The organism is Fusibacter sp. JL298sf-3, from assembly GCF_053842995.1.
This window is the reverse complement of sequence record NZ_CM132608.1, coordinates 1,708,761-1,722,773: the sequence shown is the minus strand read 5'-3', so window position 1 is coordinate 1,722,773 and position 14,013 is coordinate 1,708,761. Positions and strand designations below refer to the sequence as shown.

At 47.0% G+C, this 14,013-nt stretch carries 11 protein-coding genes; 9 read left to right on the top strand and 2 right to left on the bottom strand.

What is annotated here, in order from left to right:
* Window positions 1-87: 87 nt before the first annotated feature.
* Window positions 88-333, bottom strand: a complete 246-nt coding sequence (locus tag ACR6HW_RS08315; RefSeq protein ID WP_455730678.1) for an AbrB/MazE/SpoVT family DNA-binding domain-containing protein — start codon at window positions 331-333, stop codon at window positions 88-90.
* Between the two features lie 190 nt (window positions 334-523).
* Between ACR6HW_RS08315 and ACR6HW_RS08310 the strand changes: the two genes are divergently transcribed.
* The 9 genes from ACR6HW_RS08310 to ACR6HW_RS08270 all read left to right on the top strand — a co-directional run bounded on the left by ACR6HW_RS08310 (window position 524) and on the right by ACR6HW_RS08270 (window position 11,998).
* The gene (locus ACR6HW_RS08310) at window positions 524-2,983 is read left to right on the top strand and encodes an ATP-binding protein (protein ID WP_455730677.1); all 2,460 of its coding nucleotides are present in this window, start codon (window positions 524-526) and stop codon (window positions 2,981-2,983) included.
* A gap of 3 nt (window positions 2,984-2,986) precedes the next feature.
* Window positions 2,987-4,501: an HD domain-containing phosphohydrolase gene (locus ACR6HW_RS08305; protein WP_455730676.1), complete on the top strand. Its 1,515-nt coding sequence runs from the start codon at window positions 2,987-2,989 to the stop codon at window positions 4,499-4,501.
* A gap of 102 nt (window positions 4,502-4,603) precedes the next feature.
* A complete protein-coding gene (locus ACR6HW_RS08300; protein ID WP_455730675.1) occupies window positions 4,604-6,511 on the top strand; it encodes an HD domain-containing phosphohydrolase in 1,908 nt (635 codons plus the stop codon).
* Between the two features lie 44 nt (window positions 6,512-6,555).
* Entirely contained in the window at window positions 6,556-8,457 is a 1,902-nt protein-coding gene (locus tag ACR6HW_RS08295; RefSeq protein WP_455730674.1) for an HD domain-containing phosphohydrolase, read from the top strand.
* A 185-nt stretch (window positions 8,458-8,642) separates the two neighbouring features.
* Complete coding sequence (locus ACR6HW_RS08290; RefSeq protein WP_455730673.1) at window positions 8,643-9,626, top strand: nucleoid-associated protein; 984 nt, start codon at window positions 8,643-8,645, stop codon at window positions 9,624-9,626.
* The gene (locus ACR6HW_RS08285) at window positions 9,623-10,330 is read left to right on the top strand and encodes a pseudouridine synthase (RefSeq protein ID WP_455730672.1); all 708 of its coding nucleotides are present in this window, start codon (window positions 9,623-9,625) and stop codon (window positions 10,328-10,330) included. The genes ACR6HW_RS08290 and ACR6HW_RS08285 overlap by 4 nt, the downstream gene beginning before the upstream one ends.
* A 4-nt stretch (window positions 10,331-10,334) precedes the next feature.
* A complete protein-coding gene (locus ACR6HW_RS08280) occupies window positions 10,335-10,703 on the top strand; it encodes a hypothetical protein (RefSeq protein WP_455730671.1) in 369 nt (122 codons plus the stop codon).
* 15 nt (window positions 10,704-10,718) lie between these two features.
* Entirely contained in the window at window positions 10,719-11,468 is a 750-nt protein-coding gene (locus tag ACR6HW_RS08275; RefSeq protein WP_455730670.1) for a hypothetical protein, read from the top strand.
* A gap of 11 nt (window positions 11,469-11,479) precedes the next feature.
* Window positions 11,480-11,998 (top strand): regulatory protein RecX, encoded by a 519-nt coding sequence (locus ACR6HW_RS08270; RefSeq protein ID WP_455730669.1) that lies wholly within the window; start codon window positions 11,480-11,482, stop codon window positions 11,996-11,998.
* Here the strand turns inward: ACR6HW_RS08270 and ACR6HW_RS08265 are convergent.
* Complete coding sequence (locus ACR6HW_RS08265) at window positions 11,915-13,786, bottom strand: ATP-dependent helicase (RefSeq protein ID WP_455730668.1); 1,872 nt, start codon at window positions 13,784-13,786, stop codon at window positions 11,915-11,917. The two genes, ACR6HW_RS08270 and ACR6HW_RS08265, sit on opposite strands and share 84 nt — an antisense overlap.
* Window positions 13,787-14,013: the final 227 nt, after the last annotated feature.

Here is a 14,013-nt window from a genome sequence, read left to right as displayed (position 1 = left end):
CAGCTGTGGAATGTGAACGGCTTAAAGAGGGTGCAAAGTTGTAACATACTTAAGTGTTGGTGATTTGGGCACATAAAAAGAACAGGATTAATCCTGTTCTTTTATCTCGTCCACACAATCTTTGCACAACAGTTTGTTTTTAAGGTAAACTGTGTCGCGGTATTCGCCACAAAGGACGCAACACGGCTGGTATTTTTTTAGGATGATTTGATCTTGATCCACAAAGATTTCAAGTGCATCTTTGATTTCCATATCAAGTGTTCTTCTCAACTCAATTGGAATGACAACTCTTCCGAGTTCGTCGACTTTTCTTACGATGCCTGTTGCTTTCATAACGCAAACCTCCCATACGGTATAGCTGTACCTTTAGTAACTCTCTAATTATAACATGAATACTATAAAACTATATCATATTATTTGGAAATTAAAAAGGGGTTTGTACAAAGGGTTAGATGGTTTGACGTGTATTTACTAGGGTATATCTATTAGTGCGAGTTTATCTATAACAATTATGGGGGGAACCATGAAGAGAAGGTCGATAAAGACAGCCGTTATCAGGGCATTTATAGCCGTTGCATTGCTTATGCTCGCCGCTTTGATGGTGGTATGGCAAAAAGATTACGACTGGATATCTGAAAACGGCGGGTCAAAAGTTGTAGATGGAATAGCCAGCCATTCTCAAGGGCGTCTCGTAGAGTTTTTTCGAGCACCGATGACACTGGGAGAAACGCTAAGGGAAGTAATTGTCTACGAGGGCTATGACCGCGCCGATGATTTAAGCAGCATGCAGCAGATGATGACGAATGTGTTTACAACAGTGCACAGTTCGTTGCCTCAGTTGAGCGTAGTAAGTTACGGCGATGCAGATAAACGCTTTGTAGGCGTTCGCAAGAATGACGACGCCTCTTTTAGCGTCATGCTTAAGGACGCGCGCACAGCGCCTTACTTGAGAATTTACGACGGTCTTGCGATCTCAGATACAGTTGTCGCAGAGCTTGAGGGGTATGACCCCACCATTCGGCCGTGGTACACGGCGGCAACTTATACCGATAAGTGGCAATGGAGTCAAGTGTACGTCAATATGGACGAACAGATGGCACCGACCATTTCTGCGGTGATGCCTATTTTCGAAGCACGTGAAGTCAATGGGGTCGTTTGTGTCGATATCAAGCTTTCGGGTATTCACGACTATTTGAAAAACGATACCTCAATCGGCGAAGGGGTCGTCTACATACTCAACGAGAAACATCAGATTATCGCCCAATCGTCAGAGGGAGAAACCGCTACAATAGACGAGGCAAGTGGCGAGGGGGATCTCGTTTACGCACTCGACAGCGGGAACACTTTGATTAGAGCGTCTATGAGCTATTTTAACAGCACCGATGTCGCCTATCATGAGGCCGCACAGATCGACATCGAGGGACAGACGTACTTTGTCCGCATCAAAAACATTGAAGCACTTGAAAATTTAAATTGGAAGGTTGCTGTCGTCATACCGGAAGAGGTGATTCTCGGCGATATTCGAGCCCGTCAGTGGGTGGTAGGTCTCTTTATCTTAGGGTTGCTTTTGGTGGGGGCTTCAATAGGGTCCTACATGCTCTCTCGAATTCTGAAGCCGATTTTAGACAGTACGCAAATGGCCGCAGCGATAAGCAAAGGCCGCTGGGGCTCTGAAATACATGTCGATAAAGTCCGTTACAAGGAAACGTCGGATTTGATTGAGGCCTTTAACCGCATGTCGGTGCACCTCAATCAGTCTTTTAAAGAAATTTCCAACAAAGAGGTTCAGTACCGCTTACTCGTAGAAAACGTAGACGATATGATTTACGCTTTTAAATTGGACGGGACGCTGCTGTCGGTGAACAAGAGTTTTGAAGAGCGTTTTCACGTTCGGCGAGAGACGGTCGTCGGTCAGAATTTTTTTGAGTTGGTGTCGGACAATGGACAACTCCTGCCGTTAAAACAAAACCTCAAAGCGCTTCAGGCGATCCCTGAAAAGCAAACTTTCATGTTTGAATACCAACATGCCGATGGCAAACGGGGGGTCTACAACGTCACGTGGGTGCCGAAGTTCGACCGAAAAGGCGTTGTGGAGTTTGTTCTGGGTACCAATGTCGATGTGACGAAGTTGGTAGAGACGCAGGAAATGCTCAACAGCCTCTACAGTTCCGAAAAAATGCGCCTTGAACACCTGATTAATGAGAAAAACGAAGCGCTCTCAAAGGCGCTTGTGGAATTGATTGAAAAAGAAAAGATGGCGTCTTTGGGGAGCCTTGTTTCCGGCGTGTCCCACGAGATCAACACCCCTTTGGGCGTTTCGGTTTCTGCGGCGTCTTTTATGGAATCGACAAACAAGCGGATTGTGAAGCGGTATGAAGAAGGCGCGCTTACCAAAAGTGATTTTCTGGCGTATGTGGAAAAAATGGAGGAAACAGCGGTTATTCTCAACACCAACCTCAAACGCGCATCGGATTTGATTAAGAGCTTTAAAGCCATCGCCATTGACCAACACATGGACGATCTCACAGAAGTCCACGTAAAAACGTATATTGAAACGATTTTGTTGAGCCTTAAACATGCGTATAAAGGCGGCGGGCATCGGTTTGTTATCGATTGCGATGACGCGCTGACTGTTGTTACCCGTCCGGGCGCCATCTCACAAATCTTGACGAACCTCATTATGAATTCCATTATCCACGGGTTTGGAGAGGCGCGTGGTGGCGAAGTGATTATAGGCGTGACGAAGAACGGTACCCGTGTGACGATGACTTATGTCGACGACGGCAAAGGCATTCCAAAAGATATTTTGCATAAGATTTACGACCCTTTCTTTACAACAAATCGCGGCAACGGCGGCAGTGGTCTAGGGTTAAATGTCGTCTACAATATCGTGAAGCGACAGCTCGACGGAAGCATCGAGGTTCAGAGCACAGAAGGTGAAGGAACACGTTTTGAGATCGTGTTCGAATCAGAGGAGGCATAAAGTATGGGACAGCTGGATTTTTTAAAAGATGAACCGACAGTAGAGCAGACATACAGGGGATTCTATAAAATTATGATTGCCGATGACGATGAAGAAGTGCACACGATTACGAAGATGATTTTGAAAGACTTTGTTTTTGAAGACCACGGGTTGACCTTTATCGATGCGTACACAGGGGCTGAAACTATAGAGCTTCTCAAGCGGCATCCGGACACGGCGGTACTTTTCTTAGATGTGGTTATGGAAGATGTCGACGCCGGGCTTAAAGTCGTCGACGTCTTGAGGTCGACACTTCAAAATCGTCTAACGCGCATTGTGTTGAGAACCGGTCAGCCCGGTGAGGCGCCGGAGGAAACGGTTATCGAAAAATACGATATTAACGACTATCGGCTCAAGACGGAAATGACCGTAAAACGCCTTTTTACGACGCTTTATACGGCACTTAGGGGCTACAGGGACTTAAAGCGCATCGATCGGCATAAAATGGGTCTAGAAAAGATTATAGAAACCAGTGCCAACTTGTTTAAACACAATTCGTTAAATGCGTTTTTGACGAGTATTTTATCTCAGCTTTCTGGCTTTTATTACGACTATACCGAAATGGTGTATGTGCGCAGTCATTCGGGCTTCGTGACGTTGAGTGATCAGGACACCCCGATGATTGTGGCGGCAACTGGGAAATACACCTCCTACATAGGGAAGCCGATCTTTGAGGTGGACGACTTGAGAGAAGTCGGTGAGCTCATAAGAAACGCGTCTGATGAAGGCATAGAAATCATACCGGTAGAACAAGGTTTTCTAATACGTAGCCACAGCAATAAGCACATGAAAAACTATATTTTTATCGAGGGCAACCATGAAATTTACGATTTTGAGTTAATCAAGCTGTTTTTGGCAAATTACTCTGTGGCACTGGACAACTTTATCCTCAACAATTTGATTTCTTCGACACAAAAGGAAATTATCTTTACACTAGGGGAAGTGGTCGAGAGCCACTTTGAAGAAACCGGCGGCCATGTTAAGCGCATCTCTGAGATGATGTACCGATTTGCCAGGCGTTTAGACCTCGGTTTTCAAGAAGCTGAAATTTTGAAAATTGCGAGTACCATGCACGATATCGGCAAGATTGCCATTCCCGACGCCATACTGAAAAAGCCTGGGCGCTTGAGCGACAGCGAGTACGAAGTCATTCAGTCGCACGCGTTTATCGGGTACAAGATTTTGTCAAAATCTAATTTGGAAATTTTAAAGGTGGCCTCTGAAATTGCCCATTGGCACCACGAGAAATACGATGGCACCGGCTACCCGGACCACCTCTCTGAGAAGGCTATACCGCTCAATGCACGGATGCTTGCTATCGTCGATGTTTTCGACGCCATGACACATAGGCGCGTCTACAAAGAAGCGAGTACAGTAGAAGAAGCATTGGATTATCTCAATCGGGAAAAGGGGCGGCATTTTGACCCTGAACTCGTGACGATTTTCACAGAATCCCTTGAGGATATTATAGAATTGTAATCGGCTGGTATACAGTTTCATGCTGTGCTATAATGTCAGATGACAGGAAGATGTCTTTTTAAAAGGATGTTTTAAAACAGCTGTCTTAGGAAGAGCACACGCATGGTTCATTTAAGGAAAACAACGCAAAACACGTTGATAGGCATATTTATCTTAGGTTTTTTGGCAGGTGTCGTCAATTTCAGGGTATTGCCTAAAGTCAGGGAGATTGACGGTGAAAATATGGCGACGAAAGAAGCCATTGCAGCATACTTAGCACAAGCAGAAAGTGCACTAGACGGTCTCGAGGCGATGGCGATTCATATGAATCGCCTCGAACCTTCTCTAGCCTTATCCGGCGAAGTTGGACGTTTAAAAGGGGAGGCCGTTGTTTCAATAGATAGCGCCCAAGAAGCGCTCGACACTTACCACAACCGGATGAACCGCAGCAGAAAATGGCTTGCGGTACTCTATGGGGTGGAATTTGATCGACAAAACGCCTACGCAAACGATATTGAAGTCGCCTTGAATCATCTTCGTCAAGAGGTGGAATCTTCAGAGCTCGCGGCATTTAAAAGCCCGTCGCTAGATACGGCGCATGCAGATGTGGAGGTGGCATTTGAGGCCACGGCGACAGATTACAATCAGCTCAAAGAAAAAGTATACGGTTTTCTCGAAGGTTGCCAAAACGTTTTAACAGCCTGTCTGCTGTTGGCGGTTCTCCTCTTTGGCGCCGTCGTCCTCAGGATAACGACCGCTTATTTTGAGTTTGTGACCAAGAGTTATGAAGCGTTGCGCAATCATGCGTACGATTACGACGCCCTCCCGACCATCAAGCCCATGTTTGCTGAAGAAGAAAAAGTACAGACATTGGTTGCAGAGGTATTTGAGGAAAACAAACTTACTTCTGAAGTTCGAGATGTCTTACTTGGGCACTACATTGTCGACGATGCCGTTGAAAAGCTCTTTGAGATTTTCAACGAACACCTCGGTGTCGACCGAGTGGGCATTGCCTTTGTAGATTACAAGCGTCAAAAGATTATGGCGGAGTACGGGGCGTGCAATTACGGTAAAATCTTATTGGGCCCCGGATTTGAAATCGGATTCAAGGGCACTTCACTCTATGAAATCATCGAGAGCAAGCGTCCTGCTATTACAGACGATCTTTCTGTGGCGCTGGAGAAAAAACCACACAGTGCCCCTTTAAATGCCCTTGTGGAGGAGGGCATACGCTCAAATCTCATCTTGCCTATGACAATGGGCGGCGCCGTTTTCGGCATGTTCTTTTTGAGCTCGAAAAAGCCGCATTACTTTAACGCACATCATATGCACCTCAGCGAGAAAATTATATACGACGTCAAGGGACTTCTCAATCGATCGTATTTCACAAAAGTGATTTTGACCAAGATGACCCACAGTTTTTCATCCCTCGTCGATCAACGAGACAATGAAACCGGCGACCATATTGCGCGCATGGTTCAGTACTCGGTGATTATTGCCTCGGGGCTAAAAAAGCGTCCGAAAGCGGGGTACGAAGTCGATGATAAGTTTATACTGGACATCGAGCGCAACGCGTCGGCGCACGATATTGGCAAAGTGGGGATACCGGATGAAATCCTTAAAAAACCGGGGAAACTCACCGAGAGCGAATGGACGGTTATGAAGACCCACGCAGAAATCGGCTCGGATATTTTCAGCGATTTGCGAGAGGGGCTACAGATTTTTGACCCTCAGTTTTACAAGATGACAGAAGACATCGCGCGTTATCACCACGAGCGTTGGGATGGCAGCGGGTATCCTGAGGGGTTGGCTGGAAAAGCCATTCCACTCAGTGCGCGCATTGTCGCCATCGCCGATGTGTTCGACGCGATTACGAGTAAGCGCGTTTATAAGAAGGCATTTGATATTGAAACATCTTTAACCATTATACGTGAGGCCGCGGGGAGTCATCTCGACCCCTATTTGGTCGACGTGTTTTTTGAAAATCTCGACGACGTCATGCGCGTCTACGAGAAACACTTTTCCCAGTAGCGGGCGCGACGGACCCCGCTGGGAGCAATTATGAGGGAAACGATATGAAGCAGTTTAAAAATTTGATTCGATTGAGTTTAATGATAATCATTATGGCATCGTTTGCCGCAATTGGTCTCAATTTTTTCCTTGTGCCAAAGATTCAAGCGTATTCCGAAATCAATCGGAATATTGTTGACGAGAGCATGGTGGCGCATGCAAAATTGAGTCTGCCCGTCGCTGTCATGAAGAACATCCACGGACAGGTGGTGGATAAGTCGACGCCGCTGAACACCGCATTAGAGGAAGCCTATTTGCGCAATACAGGGATTATAGAAGGCGCAACTGACAATCTCGAAGACGCCTATCTGGCATTGAAAGAAAACCTTGATACTATCCAAAAATTGAGCTTGAGGCGGCACGACACAAATGTATTGGAGATCGAGGGGATTTTAGAAGAACTGGACATCACCGTACGCGCCATTGAGGAGACCATTGGGGCCGATTCTATAGAGACGCTGTCCCCGGAGCTGCTGCACAGTCTTTATGAAACACAGGAGACACAACTTAAAGAACTGGCCTTTTACGAAAAAGCACTGGAAAACCAAATGGTGAGAGACGTGGCTTTAATTGTCAATATCGTGGTCACGTTGTTGATTTTGCTGCTGATACTCCTCGGGTTTATTCTCATGCGCTACGTGGACAGAGACTTTCGCTTTATGATGCAGGGGTTGTCGGTAATTTCGAACCGCACTTACGATAGAAGCACTTTGCCTAAAATCAAGCCGTATTTTGACGAAGAGGTTAAAATGGTGGCAGTGTTTTCCAATGTCATTGAGGAAAGGCGCTTTTCTAAGGAGATTCGGGATATTGTATCCAAATGTTACATTGTAGACGATGTTATTGAAGTTCTGTTTTCAAAATTACAGGAGAAGATGCCCATCGACCGGCTGGGTATCGCTTTTGTGGACTACAACAAGGGTAAGATTATCGCCGAGCACAGTACTGTCAAATCCGGTCGACTCTATCTAAGTGCCGGCTTTGAACAGTCGATTGCCACCACGTCGCTCAAGGAGATTATTCGGACGGGGCGTCCCGCCATGGAAGAAGATCTTTCACTGGCTTATGACCGTAAGCCCAAGAGTCCGACACTGGGGTTGCTCCGAAAAGAGGGGATGAACTCCAATATGGTAATTCCGCTGAAAATGGGGCAGGCCGTTTTTGGGATGCTGTTTTTCAGTTCAACGGAGACGGGGTTCTTTGGCGAAGCCGAACTGAGAGCAGGTGAAGCCATTGTGGACGAAATTGCCCCGCTTCTCAACAGAGCTTACTTTACTAAGATTATTTTGACGAAGATCACCACCAGTTTTTCGACGCTTGTAGAGGGAAAAGACACGTCTACAGGAGAGCATATCGAGCGCATGGTGCGGTATTGCGTGCTGCTGGCAAAAGGCATTAAGCGCAAGCGCAAAGTGGGTTATGAGCTCACCGAACGCGATATACTGGATCTCGAACGCCACGCGTCTTCACACGACATCGGAAAAGTGGCCATCCCAGATGCCATCTTAAAAAAACCGGGGAAACTCACACCGGAAGAATGGGTGATTATGAAAACCCACACCACCGTCGGCGCCAATATTTTTCAGGATTTGCGCGAAGGGCTCATGATGTTCGATCCGGAGTTCTTTAAAACGGCGGAGAATATCGCTCGGTCTCACCATGAAAAATGGGATGGCTCCGGTTACCCCATGGGCCTTCGAGGCGAATCCATACCGCTGGTGGGGAGAATTGTGGCCATAGCAGATGTCTTTGACGCCTTGACGTCGAAGCGCGTCTACAAAGACGCCTTTTCCTTTGAAAAGGCTGTAAACATTATTAAAGAAGGTGCCGGTGCGCATTTTGATCCGTTTTTGGTGGAGGTCTTCTTGGAAAATCTGCCGGCGTTTGAAGCGGTGTACAACGCGTAGGCGACGCAATAGACCAAAAGAGCTGAGGACATTGCCTCAGCTCTTTTAATATCGAAAGACGGCGCTTGCAATCTCGCTATAAATTCGCTATGCTTAAGAGTATTAAGAAACTTATAAAAGGATGTCCTGTAGCGTTCGCAACACGAGACAGTACACTTGACTAATAACATGAGGAAGGACAGGGAATGGAACCCGTACAAATTATAGAAGCGTACACACATATACTGGACTTAACCACCGGTACAAAAATTTTTTCAGAGAATCCCATGGCGGTTGAAGGCGATGTGGAAGATTATTTAACGCGACATATAGAACTTTTTTTCGAGGGCCTCGAAATCGGTAAAACGCCGATTCCCGAAGGTTCTAACCTGTCGGAGATAATGGCGGCAGAGGACTTTAAAACCGTTTCTCTCAAATTGGCAGATGCGTTTATCGACGCCATGGAAAAATCGCCGGATATCAAGCCGTGCGATTTGGTCTGTGTACTGTTTTCCCGCGGAGAGACCGAGTACGTCGCCGCATTGAAGCTCAATTACAAGCCGTCGTTTTCACATACTGTTGAGATGGAGGCCAACGCCATCACCAACAAACTGGTTCTGCATCAGACAATATTGCCGCCGATGACGCAGAAAATCGAAGAAGGGCTGGTCGTGGGGCTTGAAGAACGCGCCGCGTACATTAAAGACAAGCAAGTGACCTTAGACGAAAAGCGATGCGCCTATATCTCAGAATGTATCATCGGGACGCCGAAAGTGATGACGGCGAAACGCGCCATTAACACAGCGACGAAAGCGGCGGAGAAAATCGTGCAGCAGTTCAAAGACGACCCGCTTGTGGAAACGGCAAAAGTAAGAGCCGCAGTGGAAGATATGATCGACTATTACGGCCATGTAGACACAAAGGTCATCGCCGAAAAGTGCTTTGAAACTGAAGCGGAGAAAGAGGCCTACACGAAAGTCATCGAGCAGCAGGGCATCGATGAGGCCCCTTGGGAAGTGCCGGAGTCGCAGCGCAGTAAAATTAAGCGGACGCATAAAATCAAGACGTCCAGTGGCGTGGAAATCGTCGTGCCCTATGCGTACATGGCGCGCAAGGAAAACTTAGAGATATTTAACAACGAGGACGGCACGGTGTCCATTAAATTATTAAATTTAGGAGAGCTTCTATGAGGATTAACAAATACTTAAGTGAAGCTGGCGTCTGTTCTAGGCGTGCCGCAGACCGTCACATAGAAGCGGGTGAGGTGCTTATCAACGGGTGCGTTGCCACTTTGGGGACTCAGGTGACACCGGGTGACGACGTGTTTTTTAAAGGCAAGCGCTTGACCCCTATTGAAGAAAAAGTTGTTATTGCTTTTCACAAACCGGTGGGGGTGGAGTGCACGGCGTCTAAAGAGGTGCCAAACAACATCGTCGACTACATCGGCTATCCCGTTCGGATTTTTCCTGTGGGACGTCTTGATAAGAATTCTGAAGGCTTGATTTTGCTCACAAATGACGGCGAACTCGCCAACGGCATCCTCAAGGCGCGAAACTTTCATGAAAAAGCGTATTGTGTAAAGGTCAACCGCGTTTATGACGATACTTTTATTGAACACATGCGTCGCGGCGTGTCGATACTCGACACCGTTACGCGGCCCTGCAAAGTCAAACCCATTGATAAATACAGCTTTGAAATCATATTGACGCAGGGGCTCAACCGGCAAATTCGCAGAATGTGCGAAGCGTTGGGCTATGAAGTGGTTCGCCTAAAGCGTTTTCGGGTATTAAATATCGTGCTGGGAGAGTTGCCGAAGGGCAAATGGCGCCATTTGACAGACTCGGAGCTCAAGGTACTTAAAGGACATGTTTTAGGCCCCGGCGAGAAAGGATAGAATTATGTTGATGAATGTACTCATTGCATCTTTTGTAACACTTGGCATTTATATCGTAGTGGAATTCGTCAAGAGCATTCGACAGTTTTTAATTTTTAAGCGCGTTCGGACGACAATACTGATGAGCATTTTTCACTACTTGAAAAAGACTCCTCAGAATTTCGTCGATTTGCACCATTTGAAAGGGGTTTTGCTCAATCGACTCAAAGAGACCAAAATGTCCGCATGGGTGCGCGATATCACGATTTCGTGGCATTCTGCCGACGCTATAGAGTTCGTCTTTGAGCTCAACTTTAAAAAGGTACATCCCAAATACAAGTTTGTCATCGGCCTCGAGGAGTTCGAACACAATCGAACGGGCCGACAACATTAAAGGCGGGGAGGCTATATGAAGAAAATCGTTGTAGGGGCTTTGGTAGCCGTTATACTGGTAATCGTATACAGCATTTTTACAATGGAAAAACCCGAGGAGCCGGTGGATGTCTACCGCTTTGATTTCGACGAGGAAATCGACCGTTCTTTTTGGCTTGTCAGCCCTTGGGAGCAATACAAACGGGACTACGGACTGGTCAATATAAGAGACGGTATATTGCGCCTCTCAGGCGACATAACCGGGCAAATGCCCTATATGCTCAGTATGCCCATAGAAGTGGATGAGGGCGATGTCATCGTCTTTAAAAGACGGGTGCGTTTAAAGCACGGTGTGGAGTCTTTTGCAGGGGGCATCTCGATGTATCAAACCGATGCAACGGAACTGATTCCTGAAAAAACAGACGGTTCTTGGACCACGGGCTTCGGCGACGGCGTATACCTCGTAGAGTATTCTTACGACTTGACGAACAAGCAGGAACGGCCCGGTCGGGACATCTTCAGATTTCTCGCAGCCGACTGGTCTTACAACGACAACTTTGTGCTAATCAGTCCGGTTTACGACACGTGGTTTGATGAAGAAGTCACTTTTGATACGCGGTCGAGTCAGATGTTTTACAGCATCGACGGCAAGGCCTACAAGCTGAACAGCTACGAACTCGACAAAGACTCGGTGCGATTTATGATGCACCCGTTTGGCCTCGGCAGTGGGCATCTCGTGGAGGTGGATTGGGTCGAAATCCGCATAGAGCACAAACGCGAAAAATAACAGGAGGTCACATGAGCGATAAAGCTTATGAAAAAGCGCTGAATCTAGCGCTTTATTATTTGTCACTAAAAGCGCGTACTGAGCGAGAACTGCGCACCAAGTTACAAGACAAAGAAGTGGCGCCTGATACCGCAGAAGCGGTGATGGCGTTTTTGAAAGATAAACAGTGGGTCGACGACGCGGCGTATGCTATGCGTTACATCGAGTCGACGCAAAGTCGTTACGGCAAGTACAAACTTCAAATGAAGCTCAGACAAAAGGGCATTGACGACGCGGTAATAGAAGCGGCCATTGCCGATTTAACAGAAGAAGAGGAACTGGTTGACGAACGCGATCGCGCCGGACAGCTTCTGAATAAAAAAATCAGCACCCTGTCTGTCGACTGGGCACTGATTGAAAGCGATTACGCCTATAAAAACAAACTGTACGGAAAATTGTGCCGCTTTTTATTCAGTCGCGGCTTTTCCAGTGACATTGTTAAACAAGTGGTCGGCGAGCGGCTGGCTCAGGAGTTCTTCGACGAATTTTGACCCCGGGTTGTAGGCGCCGTTGATAAACTCACAGTGGTCGATTTCGAAGTGCTTTTGGGCACGGGTGATGCCGACGTAAAAGAGTCGACGTTCTTCTTCCAGCGCGTTTTCGACGAAACCCGGAAATATCTGCGGGTTGACGTCGATCATATGCACCGATTCAAATTCAAGCCCTTTGGAGCCGTGGATGGTGGTGAGCACCAGCGGAGCAGAGGTCTCATATGAGAGACGCTCTACAGCTTCTTTCAGTGTTTCAATGCGCTGGATAAAATCGAAGCCCGATTTTAAAGGTTTGGCAATCGCCTTGTAGGCGTCGAGCCGAGTTCTCGAAAAGTTCATGGTGACACCGAGGCGCTTGGTGTTTTGTTTGAGGTAGTCGAGATACCCCAGTTCTGTTTCGATAAAGTGAATGGCGTCGAACGGGCGCATGCGTCCAAGTGTTTCAAAATCCTCTTTAAGGCGTTCCTGTGTGCGGGTCTGGTAGTCCTTGAGAAAAGGAATTTCTACGAGGACGTCGAATACGTTGCGCCCGCGGTGGTTGTCGATGACGTATTGGCGCATTTCCCTTGAAATAAACCCGTTGGTCTTATAGGCGATTTTTAAAAAGCTCTCGAGATCCTGCGGAATGAGGGCTAAGTTTAAAAAGGCGAGGATGTCGACGAGCAGCCAGTGTTTGAGTTCGTGCGCAGGCGAATCCTTAATGGCAAAAGGCACCTCTTCTTGAAGCAGTGCGTCGACGACACTTAGAGCACACACTTTATTTCGGTACAGGATGGCACCGGTTTTATCCCCGTCTCGGAAAGTATCGACCAAGTAGGCGTTACGGGCGTGCACATCGCTGAATACTTTGACCGGGAGCCGATTTTCAGGAGCCTTTGTCGGGTTCATCGCCTTTTCGTAGCGCTTGGCGTTTTGTCCGATAATCGCCTCTGCGGTTTTAACGATGTTGGCATCGGACCTGAAGTTTTCGGCGAGTTGATACTGCTTTGCCGAAGGGTATCGCTTGGGGAAAGACAACAGATAGTCCGGGAAAGCCCCCCTAAAGCCGTAGATGGACTGGTCATCGTCGGCGACGATAAAGAGGTTTTGCTCTTCTGTCAGCAACATTTCAATTAAAGCGTATTGGAGTTTCGACGTGTCCTGTGCTTCATCTACTTGGATAAACGGGTACTTGTGGCGCAGGCTTTTCAGCCAGTTGGGATTTTTGTTGAGTATTTTAATGGCGTCTGCAAGCATGTCGTCAAAATCGAATAATCCGTGCTGTTTTTTATACAGGTGGTAATCTCTCGCCATATCGAAAATGTTGGTCCATGCGAATTCCACAGGAGTGGGGTCGCCTTCTTTCAACATCAAGTTATAAATCAGGCCAATCTGACTGGAGAGCGTTTCGAAGTCGTCGTCTGACAGCGGCGCATGCTGATGTTTCTTAAAGACTTGTGCGAGGAGTTTGTATTTTTGTTGCCCTTCGTCGATAAGCGTCGCCGTTTTGCCGGTTTTACTGAGGTATTCGCGGTAAATGGCGTAGGCGAATTTGTGAATGGTCATAAATGCGTACCGGTGCGGGTAGACGTCGCCAAACTTTTCAGTATAGCGCGCCGACATGTCGTTGGCCGCAGCCTTGGAAAAAGTGAGTGTCAGTATCTGATGAGGCGGAACGCCTTTTTCTTCAGTTAAATGGATGAGTCGGTGGAGCAACAGGGTCGTCTTGCCGCTTCCGGGGATGGCGAGTGTCAGCGCCGGTCCCTTGTAATGCGCCATTGCGGCCTGTTGCCGATCAGTTAAAGCCATAGATAAAAACCTGCTTTCTAAAAAATGTAAACATAGTATTAATAATATACGGCAAATCAGTAAATTTTGCAATAAACGGTTGTTTATCTGCGTAATTACGGTATAATTAGAGTGATTTTTACTATTCATCTTTACTTTTTTGGATAAATACGATACGATTATTAGGTTAATGAGCTAATAAATAAGCGTATTGGCTCGATTCATTCCATAAGCGTAAAAAATTACTG

Bases quoted from the DNA above. Each gene is read 5' to 3' on its own strand.
- ACR6HW_RS08315 (WP_455730678.1), bottom strand. From the start codon at position 333: ATGAAAGCAACAGGCATCGTAAGAAAAGTCGACGAACTCGGAAGAGTT.
- ACR6HW_RS08310 (WP_455730677.1), top strand. From the start codon at position 524: ATGAAGAGAAGGTCGATAAAGACAGCCGTTATCAGGGCATTTATAGCC.
- ACR6HW_RS08305 (WP_455730676.1), top strand. From the start codon at position 2,987: ATGGGACAGCTGGATTTTTTAAAAGATGAACCGACAGTAGAGCAGACA.
- ACR6HW_RS08300 (WP_455730675.1), top strand. From the start codon at position 4,604: ATGGTTCATTTAAGGAAAACAACGCAAAACACGTTGATAGGCATATTT.
- ACR6HW_RS08295 (WP_455730674.1), top strand. From the start codon at position 6,556: ATGAAGCAGTTTAAAAATTTGATTCGATTGAGTTTAATGATAATCATT.
- ACR6HW_RS08290 (WP_455730673.1), top strand. From the start codon at position 8,643: ATGGAACCCGTACAAATTATAGAAGCGTACACACATATACTGGACTTA.
- ACR6HW_RS08285 (WP_455730672.1), top strand. From the start codon at position 9,623: ATGAGGATTAACAAATACTTAAGTGAAGCTGGCGTCTGTTCTAGGCGT.
- ACR6HW_RS08280 (WP_455730671.1), top strand. From the start codon at position 10,335: ATGTTGATGAATGTACTCATTGCATCTTTTGTAACACTTGGCATTTAT.
- ACR6HW_RS08275 (WP_455730670.1), top strand. From the start codon at position 10,719: ATGAAGAAAATCGTTGTAGGGGCTTTGGTAGCCGTTATACTGGTAATC.
- ACR6HW_RS08270 (WP_455730669.1), top strand. From the start codon at position 11,480: ATGAGCGATAAAGCTTATGAAAAAGCGCTGAATCTAGCGCTTTATTAT.
- ACR6HW_RS08265 (WP_455730668.1), bottom strand. From the start codon at position 13,786: ATGGCTTTAACTGATCGGCAACAGGCCGCAATGGCGCATTACAAGGGA.